21 protein-coding genes and 1 riboswitch are annotated in these 19,522 nt (G+C 71.5%); of the genes, 10 read left to right on the top strand and 11 right to left on the bottom strand.

Going from position 1 to position 19,522, the window contains the following annotated elements; translation table 11 throughout:
• Positions 1–23: 23 nt before the first annotated feature.
• Positions 24–347, bottom strand: coding sequence for a YciI family protein (locus tag BCL76_RS37725; protein ID WP_109784020.1), 324 nt, complete (start codon positions 345–347; stop codon positions 24–26).
• A gap of 143 nt (positions 348–490) precedes the next feature.
• Between BCL76_RS37725 and BCL76_RS37720 the strand changes: the two genes are divergently transcribed.
• The 4 genes from BCL76_RS37720 (at position 491) to BCL76_RS37705 (ending at position 2,836) form a co-directional block, all read left to right on the top strand.
• Positions 491–1,165: a DUF998 domain-containing protein gene (locus BCL76_RS37720; protein ID WP_109784019.1), complete on the top strand. Its 675-nt coding sequence runs from the start codon at positions 491–493 to the stop codon at positions 1,163–1,165.
• A 70-nt stretch (positions 1,166–1,235) separates the two neighbouring features.
• Complete coding sequence (locus tag BCL76_RS37715; RefSeq protein WP_109784018.1) at positions 1,236–1,640, top strand: hypothetical protein; 405 nt, start codon at positions 1,236–1,238, stop codon at positions 1,638–1,640.
• Positions 1,641–1,643: 3 nt separating this feature from the next.
• Positions 1,644–2,072 carry a thiol-disulfide oxidoreductase DCC family protein gene (locus tag BCL76_RS37710; protein WP_109784017.1) on the top strand — a complete coding sequence of 143 codons (429 nt, stop codon included), beginning with the start codon at positions 1,644–1,646 and terminating at the stop codon, positions 2,070–2,072.
• An 11-nt stretch (positions 2,073–2,083) separates the two neighbouring features.
• Positions 2,084–2,836 carry a TetR/AcrR family transcriptional regulator gene (locus BCL76_RS37705; protein ID WP_109784016.1) on the top strand — a complete coding sequence of 251 codons (753 nt, stop codon included), beginning with the start codon at positions 2,084–2,086 and terminating at the stop codon, positions 2,834–2,836.
• Between the two features lie 18 nt (positions 2,837–2,854).
• On the opposite strand, the gene BCL76_RS37700 is transcribed toward BCL76_RS37705, so the two are convergent.
• From BCL76_RS37700 to BCL76_RS37690, 3 genes are all read right to left on the bottom strand, one after another.
• A complete protein-coding gene (locus BCL76_RS37700) occupies positions 2,855–4,411 on the bottom strand; it encodes an ABC transporter substrate-binding protein (protein ID WP_109784015.1) in 1,557 nt (518 codons plus the stop codon).
• A gap of 123 nt (positions 4,412–4,534) precedes the next feature.
• Positions 4,535–5,800, bottom strand: a complete 1,266-nt coding sequence (locus BCL76_RS37695; protein ID WP_109784014.1) for a metallophosphoesterase — start codon at positions 5,798–5,800, stop codon at positions 4,535–4,537.
• Positions 5,797–6,072, bottom strand: coding sequence for an SCO4848 family membrane protein (locus BCL76_RS37690; RefSeq protein WP_109784013.1), 276 nt, complete (start codon positions 6,070–6,072; stop codon positions 5,797–5,799). Before BCL76_RS37690 ends, BCL76_RS37695 begins: the two co-directional genes overlap by 4 nt.
• On the opposite strand from BCL76_RS37690, the gene BCL76_RS37685 reads away from it, so the two are divergent.
• From BCL76_RS37685 to BCL76_RS37675, 3 genes are all read left to right on the top strand, one after another.
• Complete coding sequence (locus BCL76_RS37685) at positions 6,011–7,435, top strand: D-alanyl-D-alanine carboxypeptidase (RefSeq protein WP_109784012.1); 1,425 nt, start codon at positions 6,011–6,013, stop codon at positions 7,433–7,435. The genes BCL76_RS37690 and BCL76_RS37685 overlap by 62 nt on opposite strands.
• Before the next feature lie 140 nt (positions 7,436–7,575).
• Complete coding sequence (locus BCL76_RS37680) at positions 7,576–8,472, top strand: hypothetical protein (protein ID WP_146228517.1); 897 nt, start codon at positions 7,576–7,578, stop codon at positions 8,470–8,472.
• A gap of 58 nt (positions 8,473–8,530) precedes the next feature.
• On the top strand, positions 8,531–8,959 hold the full coding sequence (locus tag BCL76_RS37675) for a hypothetical protein (RefSeq protein WP_109784010.1): 429 nt from the start codon (positions 8,531–8,533) through the stop codon (positions 8,957–8,959).
• Between the two features lie 74 nt (positions 8,960–9,033).
• Here the strand turns inward: BCL76_RS37675 and BCL76_RS37670 are convergent, their stop codons facing one another.
• The 4 genes from BCL76_RS37670 to glyA all read right to left on the bottom strand — a co-directional run bounded on the left by BCL76_RS37670 (position 9,034) and on the right by glyA (position 13,318).
• Complete coding sequence (locus tag BCL76_RS37670) at positions 9,034–9,963, bottom strand: YihY/virulence factor BrkB family protein (protein ID WP_109784009.1); 930 nt, start codon at positions 9,961–9,963, stop codon at positions 9,034–9,036.
• Between the two features lie 199 nt (positions 9,964–10,162).
• The gene (locus BCL76_RS37660) at positions 10,163–10,768 is read right to left on the bottom strand and encodes a 2'-5' RNA ligase family protein (RefSeq protein WP_109784008.1); all 606 of its coding nucleotides are present in this window, start codon (positions 10,766–10,768) and stop codon (positions 10,163–10,165) included.
• Between the two features lie 97 nt (positions 10,769–10,865).
• Complete coding sequence (trpS, locus tag BCL76_RS37655) at positions 10,866–11,879, bottom strand: tryptophan--tRNA ligase (protein WP_109784007.1); 1,014 nt, start codon at positions 11,877–11,879, stop codon at positions 10,866–10,868.
• 170 nt (positions 11,880–12,049) lie between these two features.
• A complete protein-coding gene (gene glyA / locus BCL76_RS37650; protein WP_109784006.1) occupies positions 12,050–13,318 on the bottom strand; it encodes a serine hydroxymethyltransferase in 1,269 nt (422 codons plus the stop codon).
• 34 nt (positions 13,319–13,352) lie between these two features.
• Positions 13,353–13,443: riboswitch (ZMP/ZTP riboswitch) on the bottom strand.
• A gap of 130 nt (positions 13,444–13,573) precedes the next feature.
• On the opposite strand from glyA, the gene rocD reads away from it, so the two are divergent.
• Positions 13,574–14,779: an ornithine--oxo-acid transaminase gene (gene rocD, locus BCL76_RS37645; protein ID WP_030712657.1), complete on the top strand. Its 1,206-nt coding sequence runs from the start codon at positions 13,574–13,576 to the stop codon at positions 14,777–14,779.
• Between the two features lie 34 nt (positions 14,780–14,813).
• On the opposite strand, the gene BCL76_RS37640 is transcribed toward rocD, so the two are convergent.
• Both BCL76_RS37640 and BCL76_RS37635 read right to left on the bottom strand, forming a co-directional pair.
• A complete protein-coding gene (locus tag BCL76_RS37640; protein ID WP_109784005.1) occupies positions 14,814–16,016 on the bottom strand; it encodes a glutathionylspermidine synthase family protein in 1,203 nt (400 codons plus the stop codon).
• 8 nt (positions 16,017–16,024) lie between these two features.
• On the bottom strand, positions 16,025–16,327 hold the full coding sequence (locus BCL76_RS37635) for a hypothetical protein (RefSeq protein ID WP_109784004.1): 303 nt from the start codon (positions 16,325–16,327) through the stop codon (positions 16,025–16,027).
• Between the two features lie 115 nt (positions 16,328–16,442).
• Here BCL76_RS37635 and BCL76_RS37630 point away from each other — a divergent pair, with 115 nt between their 5' ends.
• Complete coding sequence (locus BCL76_RS37630) at positions 16,443–17,264, top strand: hypothetical protein (RefSeq protein ID WP_109784003.1); 822 nt, start codon at positions 16,443–16,445, stop codon at positions 17,262–17,264.
• 224 nt (positions 17,265–17,488) lie between these two features.
• Here the strand turns inward: BCL76_RS37630 and pdxR are convergent, their stop codons facing one another.
• Complete coding sequence (gene pdxR / locus BCL76_RS37625; RefSeq protein WP_109784002.1) at positions 17,489–18,892, bottom strand: MocR-like pyridoxine biosynthesis transcription factor PdxR; 1,404 nt, start codon at positions 18,890–18,892, stop codon at positions 17,489–17,491.
• A gap of 47 nt (positions 18,893–18,939) precedes the next feature.
• Here pdxR and BCL76_RS37620 point away from each other — a divergent pair, with 47 nt between their 5' ends.
• Entirely contained in the window at positions 18,940–19,431 is a 492-nt protein-coding gene (locus BCL76_RS37620; RefSeq protein ID WP_109784001.1) for a carboxymuconolactone decarboxylase family protein, read from the top strand.
• The last annotated feature ends 91 nt before the right edge of the window (positions 19,432–19,522 follow it).

The following is a 19,522-nucleotide window of genomic DNA, read 5'->3' as shown; positions in this document are numbered from 1 at the left end:
GGGGCGCGGCGGCGCCCGCGGGGTCAGGGGCCGAAGACCTGCTGGACCACGCTCTCGCCGTCACCGACGATCCTGCGGAAGCGGCGGGCCAGTTCGATCGCCTCCTCCTGGGAGCGGACCTCGATCAGCGCGAAGCCGGCCACGGCTTCCTTGGCCTCGGTGAACGGGCCGTCCGTCACGGTGATCTCGTCGCCGAGCGAGGTCACCAGGACACCGCCCGGCTCCAGGCCGCCGGTCGCCAGCAGGACGCCGGCCGCGGACAGCTCCTCGATGAACCGGCCCATCTCGGCGTACAGGTTCGCGTCGGGGGCGGTGTCGGTGGGCCGGGTCGTCATCAGGTAGCGCATGGGGTCCCTTTCGTCGGTCGTGCGGTGCTTGCGACAACACGTCGAACGAGGAGATGTGACAGGGAACGGTTGCCGTTCCCTGTCACATCCGCCGATCGACGTGTCAGCGAGAACCGGAGAGACCGACCCGAGAGGCATCCACCATGACCACCACCTCCTCCCCCACGACCCGCTCCCGCACCGGGGCCGCCACCCGCCGGCTGCTCACCTGCGTGGTCGCGGCGACCCCGCTGTGGGCGGCCGTCGCCCTGTCCCAGGCCGCCCTGCGCGAGGGCTTCGACATCACCCGCCACCCGTTGAGCGCTCTGAGCAACGGATCCCTGGGGTGGCTCCAGATCACCAACTTCCTGGTCGTCGGAACCCTGCTCGCCGTGGGGGCGACCGGCCTACGCCGGGCCCTGCTCGGTGCACCCGGAGGTACCTGGGTACCGCGGCTGGTACGCGTCGCCGGGATCGGCATGATCGCCGCCGGGGTCTTCGTCATGGACCCGGCCGACGGCTTCCCCGTCGGCACCCCCTACGGGCAGCCCGCCGCCCTCACCTGGCACAGCTACGCCCACTTCGCCGCCGGGTCGATCACCTTCCTCTCACTGATCGCCGCCTGCCTCCTCCTGGGTCGCCGCCTCGGCCGCGCCGGCGACCGCCGGTACGCCCTGCTCGCCCGCGCCGGTGGCGTCGCCCTCCTGCTCGGCAACGGCTGGGCCATGGGCGGTGGCCCGGCCGGCACGCTCACGCTGGCCGTCGGCGTCATCACCGCGATGCTCGCGCTCTCCCTGATCGCGATGCGGCTGCGCAGCCACTCGCCGAACATCGCTTGAACTTGTTCAAAAAGAGGCCTACAGTCATCCCTGTCAGCAAGTTTGAACACGTTCAAAGGGGCTGGGGACAATGGACCTCACCGTCGTCACGTACGTCATCTACCTGCTCATCAGCATCGCCCTCACCGTCTGGGTGGCGCGCACTCTCAGCCGTAACGGCCGCGTCTTCATCGGTGACGTCCTGCACGGGAACGAGAAGCTCGCGGACGCGGTCAACCAACTCCTGGTGGTCGGCTTCTACCTCGTGAACATCGGCTTCGTGACCCTCTACCTCCGGTCGGACGAGGAGATCCTGACCCCCCGGGCCCTCTTCGAGGCGCTCTCGGTCAAGCTCGGCGTCGTCCTGCTGGTCCTCGGCGTCATGCACCTCGGCAACGTGTGGGTGCTGAACAAGATGCGCCGCCGGGGAATCATGGAGCGCCAGCAGACCCCGCCCGTGCCGCCGCAGGCGTGGACCGCGCCGGTCGGGGCCTGAGCCGTGCCGACCGCCACCGCCGCCGTCCGGCGCCTGACCGTCCTCTACGACGCCGACTGCCCGCTCTGCGTCCACATCCGACACTGGCTGCTCGCGCAGCGGTGGCTGGTCCCGCTCGCCCTGGTGCCCGCCGGATCCTGGGAGGCGCACCGGCGCTTCCCGGGGCTCGACCACCCCTCGACGCTCCGGGAGATCACCGTCATCGGGGACTCGGGGCAGGTCTGGACCGGGACGGACGCCTTCATCGTGTGCCTGTGGGCGCTGGTCGAGCACCGACCGAAGGCGAACTGGCTGGCCACCCCGGCCGGCCGGCCCTTCGCCCGGGCGGCCATGCACACGGCCTCCGCCTGGCGGCAGGCCGTGCGTACCGAGGGGCACCCCGAGGGCGCCGAGGGACCGGCCTGTGACGACCAGTGCTCCGTCCCCCGATAGGCTCATACACCGTGACTGATCAGAAGGCTCCCAAGAGCGAGCAGACCCGCACGCTCATCCTCGAAACCGCGCTCCGCCTCTTCCAGGAGCGCGGCTTCGACAAGACGACGATGCGGGGTATCGCGAAGGAGGCCGGCGTCTCGGTCGGCAACGCCTACTACTACTTCGAGTCGAAGGAACACCTGGTCCAGGGGTTCTACGACCGGATCGGCGCGGCCCACCAGGCGGCGGTCCGGCCGATCCTGGACAACGAGACCGATCTGCAGAAGCGGTACGCGGGCGTGCTGACGGCCTGGCTCGACATCGCCGCCCCGTACCACGAGTTCGCCTCGCAGTTCTTCAAGAACGCCGCCGACCCGGAGAGTCCGCTCAGCCCGTTCTCGCCGGAATCGGAAACGGCGCGCAAGGCCGCGATCGCCATACACCGCGAGGTGCTGGCGGGCGCGAAGACGAAGGTCCCGGCCGAACTGGCCGACGTACTGCCGGAGCTCATGTGGCTCGCGCAGATGGGCCTGGTCCTGTACTGGGTCTTCGACCGCTCCCCGAACAGCGAGAAGACGCGGCGGCTCGCCGAGCGCGGCGCGCAGCTGACGACGCGGGGCATCATCCTGGCCCGGTTCCGGGTGCTGCGGCCGCTGGTGCGGGAAGTGCACGAGCTGTTCGCGGACTTCCTGCCGGGCATGGCCCAGACGGCCACGGCCGGGGCCCGGCGCAGGGCCTCGGACCCGTACCCCGACGCGGATCCGAAGACGGACCGGGCGTAGCCTCCGGGACCTCGACGGCTACAGCCAGTCGAGTTCCCACAGCCGCCAGACGCCGGTGCCGTCGGACAGGTACTGGGCTCCGGTGACGTCCTCGCGGGACATCACGTAGTCCTTCTTCTGCCAGATCGGCACCATCGGGGCCTGCTGGGCGACCAGCTTCTGGAGGTCGCGGAACTCGGTGGCCGCCTCGCTCCGCTCCGAGTGGGACTGGGTGCGGGTGATCAGCTCGTCCACGCGCTTGTCGGAGAAGCCGTTGTTCATGGAGGAGTCGGCGCCGACGAGCGGGGCGAGGAAGTTGTCCGCGTCCGGGAAGTCCGCGATCCAACCGATGGTGTAGGCGTCGAACTCCCCCGCCGCGTAGCCCTTCTGGAAGTCGCTCCACTGCTCGACCGGCTTGATCGTCACCTCGAAGAGGCCGGTGGACTCCAGCTGGCGCTTGAGCTCATCGGCCTCGGGCATGTTCGCGCCGCGTACGTTCACGCCGAGGTTGAGGTGGACGGCCGAATTGATCCCGGCGTCCTTGAAGAGCTTCTTGGCGGTGGCCACGTTCGGCGTCGGGTAGGCGTCGAAGAACGGCGTGCTGTGGCCGGCGATACCGGCCGGGACCAGGGAGTACAGCGGCGTGACCGTCCCCTTGTGGACCTCCACGGCCACCTTGGAGCGGTCGAGCACGGCGGCGACGGCCTGGCGGACGGCGAGCGGGGCCGCGGTGGAGCCGGGGCGGACGTTGAAGACGATGGAGCGGGTCTCGCTGCCGCCGGAGGCCTGGTAGCGGGTGTCCTTCAGGCCCGGGTTGAGACCGGCCAGCACGGTGGGCGGCATGTCCCGGTGGGCGACGTCGATCTGGTGGCCCTTCCAGGCCTGGTCGAGTTGCTCGGAGTCCTTGAAGTACTTGACGGTGACGGACGTGTGGGCGGGCTTGCCCTGGCCCTTGTACGAGTCGTTGGGCCTCAGCTCGGCGCTCGTACCGGCCTTGTACTCGCCCAGCGCGTACGGTCCGGAGCCGTCGACCTTGCCGTCCTCGCGCAGGGACTTCGCCGGGTACTTGTCCTTGTCGACGATCGCGGCGGCACCTGTCGCGATCTTGAAGGGGAAGGTGGCGTCGCCGGCGGAGAGGTTGAAGGTGACCGTCCGACCCTCGGCCTCGACCGACTCCAGGGTGTTGAAGAGCGGGGCCGGGCCCTGGTCGGAGTTGATCGCCTTGATGCGGTCGAAGGAGTACTTGACGTCCTCGGCGGTGATCGTGCGGCCGCCCGTGAACTTCACGTCGGTGCGGAGCTCGCACCGGTAGACCGTGAGCTTCTGGCCCACGAAACCGCAGGAGGCGGCGGCGTCCGGCACGGGGGCGTCGGACCCGGGCTTGATGGTCAACAGCGACTGGTAGATGTTGCTGAACAGGGCCCAGGAACCGGCGTCGTACGCCCCCGCGGGGTCGAGGGAGGAGACGACGTCACTCGTCCCGACCCGGACGGCACCGCGGCCGTTTCCGTCCCCGGGCAGCAACTGCCAGGCACCCACGCCGGCCACGCCGAGGACGAGCCCGGCCGCGATCATCTTCGAGCGGACAGACCGCATCCCCTGAACCCCACCCCATGTCCCGATGACAGCGATGCGCTGTCCGATTAACGGTCATCCCATCACGGAATATCAGCCACCGGAAGGCGAGTTGAGGAGGATCGCTTCGACGTTCGGTCCCGATCAGGCCTGAAATGAGGCGAGTTCGACGACAGTGACGTCGGACGGCGCCCCCACCCTGACCGGCGGTCCCCAGGCTCCGGCCCCGCGGGACACGTAGAGCTGGGTGTCGCCGTAGCGCTCCAGACCGGCGACGGTGGGGTTGGCGAGCTCCGCGAGGTAGTTGCCGGGCCAGAGCTGGCCGCCGTGGGTGTGGCCGGAGAGCTGGAGGTCGACGCCGTGGCGGACGGCGTCGTGGATGACGACGGGCTGGTGCGCCAACAGCACGGCGGCCCGCGTCCGGTCCCGGTCGCCGAGGGCCGCGCCGAAGTCGGGACCCTTGCCCTCCTGCTCGCCCTGGATGTCGTTGACCCCGGCGAGGTCGAAGTGGGGCAGCTCCTTCCGGGCGTTCTCCAGCGGGTTCAGCCCCAGCTCGCGGACGTGGTCGATCCACTGCTGGGCGCCGGAGAAGTACTCGTGGTTCCCGGTGACGAAGAACGCGCCGTGGCGGGCTTCGAGCAGGCGCAGCGGCTCCGCCGCGTGCCCGAGGTCGGGGACGCTGCCGTCGACGAGGTCGCCGACGACGGCGATGAGGTCGGGCCGGGTGCGGTTGACCGTGTCGACGATGCGCTGGGTGTGGGCGCGACCGAGCACCGGGCCGAGGTGGACGTCGCTGACGACCGCGATCCGGAAGCCGTGCGCCGCGCGCGGAAGTTTGGCGAGGGGGACCGTCACCCGCTTCACGCTCGGCCCGCGCAGGACCCCGTAGGTCCCCGCCCCGACCGTGCCGAGGGCGACGGCGGCGGCCGTCCCGCCGACCGTACGGGCGACGAACCGGCGCCGGCTCAGCCCGTCGGCCACGGCGGGGCGCTCGGTGGCGACCGGGGCGGGCGGGGCGGCCGCGGGCGCCGCCGCGGCGGGCACCTCCACGGGCTCGGGCCGCTCGACCACCGGTCCGGTGGAATCACGGTGGGCCGAACGGCGCAGCCACAACGCGCGGATCGGCTCCGCGACCAGCATCGTCAGGGTCAGGTAGAGGAGTGCCGCGAGCCAGAGGTACCCGGGCCAGGCCACCGTCTGCTGGAGCCGGAAGGGGGCGCCCGCGCGTCCCGTGGTGAGCGCGGCCACAGAGAGGAGGGGCAGGGCGATGGCCAAGGCCGTGCCGACGCGCCGGGTCCGGCCGCCGGGGGTGGTGGTGTCGCGGACCAGGCGGATCCAGAGCCACCGGTGGACCAGGACCAGCAGGGCGCAGACCGCCAGGGCGACGAGGGCGAAGATCAGGATCGTCATGCCGAGGTGTCCGGATCCGGACGCTCCGCGCGTGACGCACGCCGCAGGACGAGGACGCTACGCAACCCGAGCACGCCGACCGCCGTCCCCAGGAGAAAGGACGTCACCGCGAGCGTCAGGTGCACCCAGAAGTAGGAAGTGGGATCGCCCGCCGCATCGAAGGCAAGGCCACTGCCGTTCTTCCACAGGTTCCGGACGAAAGACACCCAGATGAACCAGCTCCACACTCCGAAGGCGAGCAGGAACCAGGAGGCGGTACGGCTGAGTCTCATGCCTTCAGTATCCGATTCGTCCCCAGGACGGACGCGCCGGGGTGGGCTGTCCCGGGGGTGGTTTCCTCGATTGGGCCGGTCCGCTGCGCCCTCCAGCTCATCGGGATGTACTTTCACCTGCGTGTCTGCCAAGACGACCGCGCTGACGGTCCTTTTCGCCGCGTTGCTGGTCCCCACCGTGTTCATGGCCCCCGCGCACGCCGCGCCGAGCCCGCCGGCCGATGCGAAGGGCCAATCGGGTAAGGCTCCGGCCCCCGCGCCGCCCGTCTCGATGTCCACGGTCGGCGGATCCCTGCTCGGCCAGCCGGGCACCCAGGTGAACCTGCTGCCGGGCGCGCCCGCGCTGCCGGCGAACCTGACCGGGCGCTCCTGGATCGTGGCGGACGCCGAGTCCGGCGAGGTGCTGGCCGCGCACAACGCGCACTGGCAGCTGCCCCCGGCCTCGACCATGAAGATGCTCTTCGCGGACACCGTGCTGCCGACCCTGCCCAAGGACCAGGTCCACCAGGTCACCGACAAGGACATGGAGGGCGTGGGCCCGGGCAGCAGCATGGTCGGGGTCAAGGAGCACCTCGAATACTCGGTCCACGACCTGTGGCTCGGCGTGTTCCTCAAGTCCGGCAACGACGCCGTGCACGTCCTCTCCGCCATGAACGGCGGCATCGACAAGACCGTCAAGGACATGCAGGCGCACGCCGAGGAGCTCCAGGCGCTGGACACCCATGTGGTGTCCCCGGACGGGTACGACGCCCCGGGGCAGGTGTCGAGCGCGTACGACCTCACGCTGTTCGCCCGCTCCGGCCTGCAGAAGCAGGACTTCAGGGAGTACTGCGGCACGGTGAGCGCGAAGTTCCCCGGGCTGCAGGAACCCGGGAAGCCGCGCGAGTACTTCGAGATCGCGAACACCAACCGACTGCTGACCGGCGCGTCCGGGATCACCCCGTACAAGGGGATGGCCGGGGTGAAGAACGGCAACACCTCGATGGCCGGAGCCACCTTCACGGGCGTCGCCCAGCAGGGTTCCCGCAAGCTGCTGGTCACGGTGATGAATCCGGACGGAGGCGGGGCGAACCTGGTGTACGAGCAGACCGCCGCGCTCCTCGACTGGGGTTTCGCGGCGGCCGGGAAGGTCAAGCCGGTGGGTGAGCTGGTGTCGCCGAAGAGCGCGGACGCCTCCTCGCACGGCTCCCCGGCCCAGTCGCACGAGAACGACCCGTCGGCGGCCGGCAAGGACGCGGGCGGCGGCGCGGGCACCGCGTTGGGCGTCGCGGGCGGTGTGCTGGCCGTACTGGCGGGCGGCGCCTTCGTGATCAACCGCCGCCTGCCCCGGGGTCGCCGCGGCCGGGGCGAGGAGCTGATCTGAGACCGGCCGAAAGGTCCGAGCGGGCCTCCTAGCTCGGTTCCGGGGCCCGCACCACCTATCAACTCACAGGTTCACCACAGGACTTCGGCAGGGTTTGCTCGCTCCCGTCGGCATGAAGCCAGCGGGAAGGGGGTCCTGTCATGCACAGGAGATGGTCGGCCGTCGTCACGGTGGCCTGTGGCGCGCTGCTCGCCGGGGCGGCCTGGACCGCGCTCCCGGCCGACGGCGCCGGGCAGCGGGCCCCGGCGCGCGCCCCGGAGACGGCCGAGCTGGATCTGCTCCACACCGCGGGGGAACTGCTCGTACAGGACTGCATGCGGGCGCAGGGCTTCTCGTACTGGCCGGTCCCGCGCGTGCCGCACCCTGACCTGCGGGACTTCCCGTACGGCGTCGACGACGTGGACTGGGCCCGCGCCCACGGCTTCGGGCGCCGGATCGAACAACAGCTGGACCAGGAGGCGGCGGCCGGCCCGCGCGCCCGGTATCAGAGCGGGCTGTCCGCGGAGCGGCTGGAGGCTCTGGGGGTGGCGCTCATGGGCCCCGACTCGAAGGGGCTGGCCGTCGAGAACCCGGGCGGCGGCACGCTGAGCCACAGCGACCGGGGCTGCATCACCACCTCGTGGCGGGAGCTCTACGGGGACGTACGCCTCTGGTTCGGCGCGAGCGAGACCGTGAAGCAGCTCGGCGCGGTACGCACCGGCCGGGTCGGCGAGGACCCCGCGTTCCGCACGGCGCTGGCCGGCTGGAGCGAGTGCGTCGGCCGGCGCGGTTTCCCGGCCGCGCACCCGGTCCGCCAGCGCGACGAGCAACTGGCCCGGACCGGCCCGGCCGCCGAGGCCCAGGACGTACCGATGGCCACCGCCCAGGCCGAGTGCGCCCGCTCGACCGGCCTCGCCGACACCGCACAGGACCTGCACCGGCGCTTTTCGGACATGATCCGCGCCGAGCACCGGGCCGCCTTCGACGCCATGCGGCGGATGCAGGTGGCGGCCCTGCCCACAGCTCGCGATGTGGTCGCCCGGCATTCCGGGAGCTGACATCGCGTACCGCCGACCGGCGGTGAACCACGCACGGCACTACTGGGAGGGACCCCACATGAACAAGCTCAGGACGCTCTTCGCGGGGCTCGCGATCGCCGGCGCGGCGGTCGTGGCCGTTCCGACGGCGGCGCAGGCCGACGGTGGCTGCGGTTACACGAACTTCTGCGCCTACTCGGACGACTACAACTACCTGTACCAGAACGCCGGCAACTCCAACGACTGGCCGTACCAGGTCAAGAACAAGGTCGACTGGGTGCGCAACAGCGGCAGCGCCGGCGGCCGCGACCACGTGAACATCTACTACAACGAGAACAACACCGGCGCCTACGCCTGCATCGGGTACGGCACCGAGTGGAACCTGCGGGGCAACGCGCAGACGTTCAACTGGACGCGCAACAACGACGCCAGTGGTCAGGGGAAGGCGGTCCACGACAACGCCGCCTCGCACCGGTGGGTGTACGGCTGCGGCAACGGCACCTGGTAGCGCGTCCCGCCGGTGGTACTCCGGTGGCGCATCGGGCCCCACACCGGTGCGCCACCGGTACGCCGGCGGTGTGTTCAGGCCGGGCGTGCGGCGGCCGGGGGGCCAGGGGGTTCCGGGACGTCCGGGGGAGGGTCCTGCGCGCCGTCGCCGTCCGCGTCGTCGCGGGTGGCCGTCCAGGAGGCGACGAACAGAAGCAGCTTGGCCGTGAAGTTGATCCAGAGCAGCAGGGCGATCGGCACACCGAAGGCCCCGTACATGCTCTTCGCGGCGACCCCGCGCATATAGCCGCTGAGCAGCAGTTTCAGCAGTTCGAAGCCGGCCGCGCCGATGAGGGCCGCCTGGATCAGGCGGCCGCGCGGCGGTTCGACGCCCGGGAGCAGGGTCAGGACGTAGAGCAGCAGCAGGAAGGCGGCCACGACACCGACGAGGAAGGCGAGGGTGCGCAGCAGCGCCCCGCCCGCGCCCTCGCGCGGGATGCCCAGCCAGTCGGCGGACTTCCCGACGGCACTGGATCCCAGGATGGAGGCGGCGGCCGAGGCCAGGCCCACGCCGCCGAGGCCGAGGAGGACGAGCGTGTCCTTGCCCTTGCGGGCGAAGGGGTTCCCGTCGTCCTCGTCGTCCTTCTCCCAGACCGCGCGCAGGCAGTCCCGCATGGAGCCCACCCAGCCGATACCGGTCAGCAGCAGGATCGCGCCGGCGACGAGACCGACGGTGCCGGCGTTGTCGACGAGACCCTCGATGTTCAGCTGGTCGGAGATGCCCGGAACCTGCTCGGAGAGGTTCTTCTCCAGCCGGTCCAGCTGCTCGGGGCTGAGCAGCGCCGCGCCGATCGCGGCCGCCACGGTGATCAGCGGGAACAGGGCGAGGAAGCTGATGAAGGTGATGGCGGCGGCCAGGCGGGTCCAGTGGACACGGTCGAGGCGCTGGTACGAACGCCACGCGTGCGTGCGCATCAGACGGGACACGAGCGGCCCGATCACCGGGAGTTTCGTCAGCCAGTCCATGGGGTCACCGTAATTCAGCCGCCGGAAATAGCCGGGATTGTCGGTTCTGGCGGCTACGGTCGTCGATTGTGACTTTTCCCGAAACGCGCCCTACGGGTCGCCCGTTCCACACCCTGGTCCTGCGAAGGCTGAGATTCCGTGCCCGGCGCATCGCCCGGCTCCCCTTGGCCCTGCGGCCCCTGGCCCCGCGCCCGCTCCGTCAGGACGGCGGTACGGTCGCGCCGGCGCCCCCGGCCGCGTGGTCGGCGGGTGAGCCCGCCTGCGCCGGGACGCAGTTCGGCCCGCTCCCGAAGGGGTACTCGCGCAGCTTGCGCCAGACCCCGTCCGAGCCCTGCTCGTAGAGCGCGAACCCCGTGCAGACCCACTCGGCGGCGTAGTCGGCGAGGGTCGTGAACGCCAGGTCCATCGCCTCCTCGGAGATCCCGTGGGCCACCGTGACGTGCGGGTGGTACGGGAAGGCCAGCTCGCGGTCGAGCGGCCCGTGCGGGTCGCGGACCTCGCTCTGGAGGCGGGTGCAGCCCGCGGCCCCTTCGGCGATCTTGACGAAGACGACCGGCGAGAGGGGGCGGAAGGTTCCCGTGCCGGCCAGCCGCATCCGAAAGGCTTGGGAGGCGGCCGCGACCTCGACCAGGTGGGCCCTGATCGCGGGGAGCCGGTCCGCCTCCACCTCGGTGGGCGGGACGAGGGTGACATGCGTGGGGATGCCGTGCGCGGCGGCGTCCCCGAAGCCGGCGCGCAGCTCCTGGAGCTTGCTGCCGTACGGCTCCGGGACCGCGATCGAAACGCCGAGCGTTACGGTCCCCACGTATCTCTCCTCCGCTTGTCGCTGTGGACTGCTGCCGCCCCAGTGTGGCGGCAGCACCCCCGTTCGTGCCAGGGCTGTCTTTCCGTAGGTGCGTTCGTCAGTGCTTGGCGGGCAGCAGACCGAGACGGTCGTAGGCCTGCGCGAGGGTCTCGGCCGCGACGGCACGGGCCTTCTCCGCGCCCTTGGCCAGGATCGAGTCCAGCGTCTCCGGGTCGTCCAGGTATTCCTGGGTCCGCTTCTTGAAGGGTGTGACGAAATCGACCATCACGCCGGCCAGGTCGGTCTTCAGCGCGCCGTAGCCCTTGCCCTCGTAGCGGGCCTCCAGCTCGGAGACCGTCTCGCCCGTGAGGGTGGAGTAGATCGTGAGCAGATTGCTGACGCCGGGCTTCTTCTCGGAGTCGAAGCGGATCTCGGCCTCGGTGTCGGTGACCGCGCTCTTGATCTTCTTCTCGGTGACCTTGGGCTCGTCGAGGAGGTTGATCAGGCCCTTGGGGGACGACGCGGACTTCGACATCTTGATCGCCGGGTCCTGGAGGTCGTAGATCTTCGCGACCTCCTTGACGATGTGCGCGGCGGGGAGGGTGAAGGTCCGGCCGTACCGGCTGTTGAAGCGCTCGGCGAGGTCGCGGGTCAGCTCGATGTGCTGGCGCTGGTCCTCACCCACCGGGACCGCGTTCGCCTGGTACAGCAGGATGTCGGCGACCTGGAGGATCGGGTACGTGAAGAGGCCGACGCTGGCGCTGTTGACGCCGCCCTTGGCGGACTTGTCCTTGAACTGGGTCATCCGGCTGGCCTCGCCGAAGCCGGTGATGCAGTTCATGACCCAACCGAGCTGCGCGTGCTCGGGCACGTGGCTCTGGACGAAGAGCGTGCAGCGCTCGGGATCCAGGCCGGCGGCCAGCAGCTGCGCCGCGGAGAGCCGGGTGTTCGCGCGCAGGTCCTTCGGATCCTGCGGCATGGTGATCGCGTGCAGGTCGACCACCATGTAGAAGGCGTCGTGCGTCTCCTGCAGGGCGACGTACTGGCGGATGGCTCCGAGGTAGTTCCCGAGGTGGAACGAACCGGAGGTGGGCTGGATGCCGGAGAGCGCGCGAGGACGATCAGAAGCCATGGCTTCATTCTCTCAGGTGCGGGGGCGGGCCTGTGCCCGCCGGCGGCCGGATCCTTCCGCCGCCCGCGGGCCCCGCGGGCGCTGCCGGCACCCGCGCCTCGAACGTCGGCGTTCGAGGCGCGGGTCCGGGGCGCGGGGTCCGGGGCGGACCCCGGCAGCGGCGGCGCGGGCTACGACAGCGGGAGCCCCGGGGCCGGGAAGGCCGCCATGAGGTCGGTCACCTCGGCCCGGATCACGGCGAGGGCCTGCTCGTCCCCCTTCGCGGCGGCGTCGACCGCCCGCGAGATCCAGTCCGCCACCACCGGCATGTGCTCCGTGGACAGCCCGCGCGACGTCAGCGACGGCGTACCGATCCGCACGCCCGAGGGATCGAACGGCTTGCGCGGGTCGAACGGCACCGTGTTGTAGTTCACGACGATGCCCGCCCGGTCCAAGGCCTTGGCCGCGATCTTGCCCGGCACGTCCTTGCCCGTCAGGTCGATCAGGATCAGGTGGTTGTCCGTACCGCCCGAGACCAGGTCGAAGCCCTTCTGCAGCAGCGCCGCGGCCAGCGCCTTGGCGCTGGCGACGACCTGGTGCGCGTACGCCGTGAAGGACGGCTGGGCGGCCTCGTGCAGGGCCACCGCGATACCGGCCGTCGTCTGGTTGTGCGGGCCGCCCTGCAGGCCCGGGAAGACCGCCTTGTCGATGGCCTTCGCGTGCTCCTCGCGGCACATCAGCATCGCGCCGCGCGGACCGCGCAGGGTCTTGTGCGTGGTCGTGGAGATCACGTCCACGTGGTCCGCCGGGGACGGGTGCGCGCCGCCCGCGATCAGGCCCGCGATGTGGGCGACGTCGGCGACCAGGATCGAGCCGGCCTCCTTCGCGATCTCCGCGAAGGCGGCGAAGTCGATGGTCCTCGGCAGCGCGGTGCCGCCGCAGAAGATCAGCTTGGGCCGCTCGGCGAGGGCCTGCTCGCGCACCGCGTCGTAGTCGATGAGCCCGGTGTCGGCCCGGACTCCGTACTGCACGCCCCGGAACCAGGAGCCGGTCGCCGAGACGCCCCAGCCGTGGGTGAGGTGCCCGCCCATCGGCAGGGCCATGCCCATCACCGTGTCGCCCGGCTTCGCGAAGGCCAGGTACACGGCGAGGTTGGCGGGCGAGCCGGAGTACGGCTGCACGTTGGCGTGGTCCACGCCGAACAGGCCCTTGGCCCGCTCGATCGCCAGCGCCTCGACGCGGTCGATGTTCTGCTGGCCCTCGTAGTAGCGGCGGCCGGGGTAGCCCTCGCTGTACTTGTTCTGCAGCACGGTGCCGGAGGCTTCGAGGACGGCCGCCGACACGTAGTTCTCGCTGGGGATCAGGCGCAGGGTCTGCGCCTGCAGTACTTCCTCCGCCGCGACGAAGGACGCCAGCTCGGGGTCGGTGGAGAGAAGGGCGGGATGGCGGCTCGCGGACATGGCGGGCTCCTCCGGGGTCGATGTGATCGGTACCCCGCGAGGCCCAGGCGAGCGGCCCTGTATGCGGTCGAGCGCGCACGACTCCCCCGGAGTTGGTTCCCCGTACGCCAGTCGCCGTGCGTATCGGACACCTTAGCGGGCGCGCCGGGAGAGAGGTTTCTGCGTCCGCGATACGAGCGACGATAAGAAGGTGACGCCACCCTCGTCACCGCTGCACCGGCGCTCGACCGCGCCGGACGGACGATCGGAGACCCCGTGTCGACAACCGCTGATGCCATCCGCGCCGCGGACGCCCACAGTGCGCACAATTACCATCCGCTGCCCCTGGTCGTCGCGTCCGCGGAAGGCGCCTGGATGACCGATGTCGAGGGCCGTAGATACCTCGACATGCTCGCCGGGTACTCGGCCCTCAACTTCGGGCACGGCAACCGGCGTCTGATCGACGCCGCCCGCGCCCAGCTGGAACGGGTCACGCTCACCTCGCGCGCCTTCCACCACGACCGCTTCGCCGACTTCTGTACCGAGCTCGCCGCCCTGTGCGGCAAGGAGATGGTGCTCCCCATGAACACGGGGGCGGAAGCGGTGGAGACGGCGGTCAAGACCGCCCGCAAGTGGGGCTACGAGGTCAAGGGCGTCCCGGACGGGCACGCCAAGATCGTGGTCGCCGCCGACAACTTCCACGGCCGGACCACGACCATCGTCTCCTTCTCCACGGACCACGAGGCCCGTGACCACTTCGGCCCGTACACGCCGGGCTTCGAGATCGTCCCGTACGGGGACCTGACCGCGCTGGCCCACGCCGTCACCGAGAACACGGTGGCCGTGCTGCTGGAGCCGATCCAGGGCGAGGCGGGGGTGCTGGTGCCGCCCGCCGGGTACCTGAGCGGCGTACGGGAGCTGACCCGCGAGCGGAACGTCCTCTTCATGGCGGACGAGATCCAGTCGGGGCTGGGGCGCACGGGCCGGACCTTCGCGTGCGAGCACGAGGGGGTCGTCCCGGACGTCTACATCCTCGGCAAGGCCCTCGGCGGCGGCGTGGTGCCGGTCTCCGCCGTGGTGGCCGACCGGGACGTGCTCGGGGTGTTCCGGCCCGGGGAGCACGGGTCCACCTTCGGCGGGAACCCGCTGGCGTGCGCCGTCGCCCTGGAGGTGATCGCGATGCTGCGGACCGGCGAGTTCCAGGGCCGCGCCACCGAGCTGGGCGAACACCTGCACCGGGAGCTGAACCTGCTGGTCGGCGGTGGGGCGGTGACCGCCGTGCGCGGTCGCGGGCTGTGGGCGGGCGTCGACATCGACCCCTCGCGCGGCACCGGCCGGGAGATCTCCGAGAAGCTGATGGAACTCGGGGTGCTGGTGAAGGACACCCACGGGTCGACGATCCGGATCGCCCCGCCGCTGGTCATCAGCAAGGAGGATCTGGACTGGGGCCTCGCCCAGCTCCGCTCGGTGCTGGGCGCGTAGGCCTCGTAGCTCTCGTAGCTCTCGTCCGGATCGGTCAGAGGATGACGTGGGGCAGGAAGCGGGCGTACTCGTCCGTGACCGGCCCCGCCGATTCGCGGATGCCGAGCCCCGCCGCCTCGTCCTCGACGATCCACGCGCCGAGCACCACCCGGTTGCCGTCGAAGTCGGGCAGCGGGGCCAGGCCCTGGAAGCAGTACCGCTCCCCCTCCTCCCCTACGAACGGCTCCGCGTCCTCGCCCGCCTCGTGCAGGGTGACCCCCGCGCCCTCCCGGCCGAGGAGGGGCTTGGACACGTAGCCGGCGGACCCGGGTTCGGCGAGCTCGCGCGGGCCGTCGAGATAGGCGGGCAGCAGGTTGGGGTGCTCCGGGAAGAGCTCCCACAAGATCGCCAGCAGCGCCTTGTTGGACAGCAGCATCTTCCACAGCGGCTCGATCCAGCAGGTGGAGCCGGAGCCGCCGCCGTGGTCGTACGTGCCGAGGACCTGCGGGCCGAACTCGTCCGTGGCCAGCCACTCCCACGGGTAGAGCTTGAAGCAGGAGCGGATGAAGCGGAGCTTCTCGTCCACGAACCGGCCGGACAGGCTGTCCCAGCCGATCTGCTCGACGGAGAGCGCCTGGGTGTCCAGGCCGGCCTGCTCCGCGGTCTCCTGGAGGTAGGCGACCGTCATCAGGTCCTCGCCGAGCTCGTCGGTCTCGGAGTGCGCGAAGTGCAGCGGGCCGGGCGGGAGCAGCTCGGCCTGGCGCCGCCAGGCGTCGACGAGGCGCTCGTGGAGGGAGTTCCACTGGTCGGCGCCGGGGAAGCGGTCCTCCATCCAGAACCACTGCGGACCGGCCGCCTCCACCAGGGAGGTGGGGGTGTCGGCGTTGTACTCCAGCATCTTGGCCGGGCTGCCGGTGCCGTCGTAGCGCAGGTCGAAACGGCCGTAGAGGGAGGGCTGTTCGGCGCGGCGCCGCCAGGACTCGGCGATCAGCGCGGCCAGCTCCGGGTCGGTGATGCCGAGGTCGGCGAAGCGGTCGTGCTCGACGATGTGCGCGGCCGCGGCCAGGCACATGGCGTGCAGCTCCTCGACGACGTTCTCCAAGGCCTCGACCTCGGGGAGCGAGAAGGAGTAGTACGCGCTCTCGTCCCAGTAGGGGCGCAGGGAGTCGTCCGGGTAGCGGGTCAGGGGGTAGATCAGCCCCTGCTCCTCGACGGTCTTCTGCCAGTCGGGACGGGGCTCGATGGTGTGCCGCTGCATCGTCTCGGTCAGCCGCCGCTGGAGCCGGAGCTCTTGTGGCCGCCGATGCCGCCGCGCGTGACGGCGGACTTGTCGAAGCTGCCGCCGGAGACCTTGCCGGCGGCGACGCGCCCGCCGTAGTAGTACGCGCCGGTGCCGCCGCTCTTGCACTCCTTGTTGTTCAGGTGCTGCAACGTGGAGCGGGAGGCACAGCGCTTGTCCGGTTCGTCGCTGCTGCCGCAGGCCACGAGCGTGGCGGCGAGCAGGCCCATGCCTCCGAGGGCCACGGCTCCGGAGCGCATCCGGCGCTGATTGGTACTGCTGCTGTCCATGTCTGCTGTCCCCCTGGGGCCTCGCGTACTGCCGACAGACTAGAGCGGGGTCACCTGCCGATGGAATCCGGCCGCCGTGAGATCCGTGACCTAGAGTCGCTTCGTGCTCATTGGGATGATTTGCGCGCTGGGTGCGGCGGTCTGCTTCGGTACGGCGTCGGTTCTGCAGGCGGTCGCGGCGCGGGCGGCGGAGCCGGGCACCGGGTCCGGGGTGGACACGGCGCTGTTCCTGCGGGCCGTACGGCAGTGGCGGTATCTGGCGGGTCTGGGCCTGGACGGAGCCGGCTTCGTGCTCCAGATCATCGCCCTGCGACACGTCCCGATCTACGCGGTGGGGGCGGCGCTGGCGGCCAGCCTGGCGGTGACGGCGGTGGTCGCGGCGCGGCTGCTGCGGGTGCGGCTGTCCCGGACCGAGTGGGGTGCGGTGGCGGTGGTGTGCGCGGGGCTGCTGATGCTCGGGCTCTCCGCCGGGGAGGAGGGCACGGGGACCGGCTCGCTCGCGTTGGAGCTGGGGATGCTGGCGGTGGCGGGGCTGGTGCTGCTGGTCGGCGTGGTCGCCGGACGGCTCCCGGACGGGCCGCGTGCGCTGGTCCTCGGCTTCGCGGCGGGCACGGGCTTCGGGGTGGTGGAGGTCTCGGTCCGGCTCCTCGACTCCCCCTGGGACCTGCGCAACCCCGCCCTGTACGCCCTCCTGCTGGGCGGCGGCGCGGCCTTCCTGCTCCTCACCTCGGCCCTGGCGCGCGGCTCGGTGACGGTGGCGACGGCGGGCATGGTCCTCGGCGAGACGATCGGCCCGGCGGTGGTGGGCGTGGTCTGGCTCGGCGACAGCACCCGCGAGGGCCTGACCTGGCTGGCGGTGACGGGCTTCGCGGTGGCGGTGGCCGGCTCCCTGACCCTGGCCCGCTTCGGCGAACCCCCCACCCCCACCGACGATTGACCCACCCACCCGACCCCGCCATCCCCCAGCCCCGCCGGCGCTTGAGGCGCTCTTCCAGCCCCGCCGGCGCTTGAGGCGCCCTCCCAGCCCCGCCATCTCCCAGCCCCGCCGGCGCCTGAGGCGCTCTCCCAGCCCCGCCGGCGTTTGAGGCGCGGGGGCTCGGGGGCAGCCCCCCCGCAACGGCGCCGCAGGTCACAGCAGCGCCCCCGCAACGGCGCCGCAGGTCACGGCAGCGCCGCCGCCAAGGCCGCCAGCGTCGGCGACCACGCGCTGTCCGACGGCGTCCCGTAGCCCACGACCACCGCATCCCGCGCGGGCAGCGCCCCCGCCTCCGGGTGCCGGAAGCGCCCCAGCCCGTGCAGGGCCAGGTCCTGCCAGGCCGCGGACTGCAGGACGGACCGCTCCAGCCCCTCCGGGAGGTCCAGCACCGCGTGCAGCCCCGCCGCGATCCCCGACACGCCCACCCGGTCCCCCACCGTCGCCACCAGCTCGTCCCGGCGCCGCCGGTACCGCAGCCGCATGCCGCGCACGTGCCGGTCGTAGGCCCCCGAGGTGATGAACTCCGCCAGGATCAGCTGATCCAGCGCACCACATGCCCAGTCCGTGGACCGCTTGGCGGCCAGTACCTCCTCCAGCAGCCCCGGCGGGACCACCATCCACCCCATCCGCAGCCCCGGCGCCAGGGACTTGGCGGCCGTCCCGAGGTACACCACCCGGTCCGGGTCCAGGCCCTGCAGCGCGCCGACCGGCTGACGGTCGTAGCGGAACTCCCCGTCGTAGTCGTCCTCCAGGATCAGCCCGCCCGTGGTCCGGGCCCAGTCGACCGCGGCCGCCCGCCGCGCCGGGGTCAGGGCCACGCCCGTGGGGAACTGGTGCGCCGGGGTCAGCAGCACCGCGCCGGCCGTAGGGGTCAGTTCCCCCGTCCGGGCGCCCTCCGCGTCCACGCCGAGCGGGCGCGTCCGCAGCCCCGCCCGCACCAGCACGTCCCGGTGGAAGTCGAGCCCGTACCCCTCCACCGCCACCTCCCGCACCCGCCGCGCCCGCAGAAGGCCCGCCAGCAGCGTGAGCCCGTGCAGGAAGCCCGCGCACAGCACGATCCGTTCGGGGTCCGCGTACACCCCGCGCGCCCGCGCCAGGTAGCCGGCCAGCGCCTGCCGCAGCTCGACGCGGCCGCGCGGGTCGACCGCGTACCCGAAGGCCTCGTTCGGCGCGTCGGTCAGCGCCCGCCGGGCCGCCGACAGCCAGGCCGCGCGCGGGAAGCCGCCCAGGTCCGGGGAGCCGGGGATCAGGCTGTACGCGGGCCCCTTGCGCGCGGGGCGCCGTACGGGGGCGGCGGCCGCGGGCCGGCGCGGGCGGGCCCGTTCGGCGACGCGGGTGCCGGAGCCCTGGCGGGCCGTCAGCCAACCCTCGGCGACGAGCTCGGCGTAGGCCTCGGCGACGGTGTTGCGGGCGACGCCCAGGTCGGCGGCGAGGGTGCGGGACGACGGCAGCCGGGTCCCGGCCGCGAGCCGGCCGCCGCGCGCGGCCTCGCGCAGGGCCTCGGTGAGTCCGGCCCGCAGGCCGCGGCCGGCGGTGAGGTCCAGCTGCAGGTGCAGGTCGGCGCCGAAAGTGGCCCACGATTCTGTCATGGATATGGACCATACAGATGGGCCGCCTGACTCCTAGGGTCGATCACATGACGACCACACACGAACACGCCCCCGAGCACACCCCGCGCATGCAGATGGCGAAGCTCGCCCCCGAGGTCTACAAGGCGGTCCTGGCGCTGGAGATCGCTTCCAAGAAGGGCCTGGACCCTTCCCTGGTCGAGCTCGTCAAGATCCGTGCCTCGCAGATCAACCACTGCGCCTTCTGTCTCGACATGCACACCAAGGACGCGATCGCCGCAGGTGAGAGCGTGGAGCGCATCGTCCAGCTGGGCGCCTGGGAGGAGTCGCGGCACTTCTACACGGAGAAGGAACTCGCCGCGATCGAGCTCACCGAGGCCGTGACCGTCCTGACGGACGGCTTCGTGCCCGACGAGGTCTACGAGAAGGCGGCCAAGCAGTTCGAGGAGCGCGAGCTCGCCCAGCTGATCGCCGTCATCGCGACGATCAACGTGTGGAACCGCATCGGCGTCACCACCCGACTGGTGCCGGGCCACTACACCCCGGGCATGTACAACTAGGGCTTGTTTTAGAAGTTGCTGGCGTGCCGTCGTCCGGGGAAGTCGCGGGCGGCCATCCAGATGGTGAGGTCGCGGGCGATCTGGTCGATGC

Origin of the sequence: Streptomyces sp. CG 926 (assembly GCF_003148825.1) — a bacterium.
Taxonomy (GTDB): domain Bacteria; phylum Actinomycetota; class Actinomycetes; order Streptomycetales; family Streptomycetaceae; genus Streptomyces.
The sequence above is the reverse complement of the archived record's forward strand: the minus strand, read 5'-3'. Positions and strand labels throughout refer to the sequence as shown.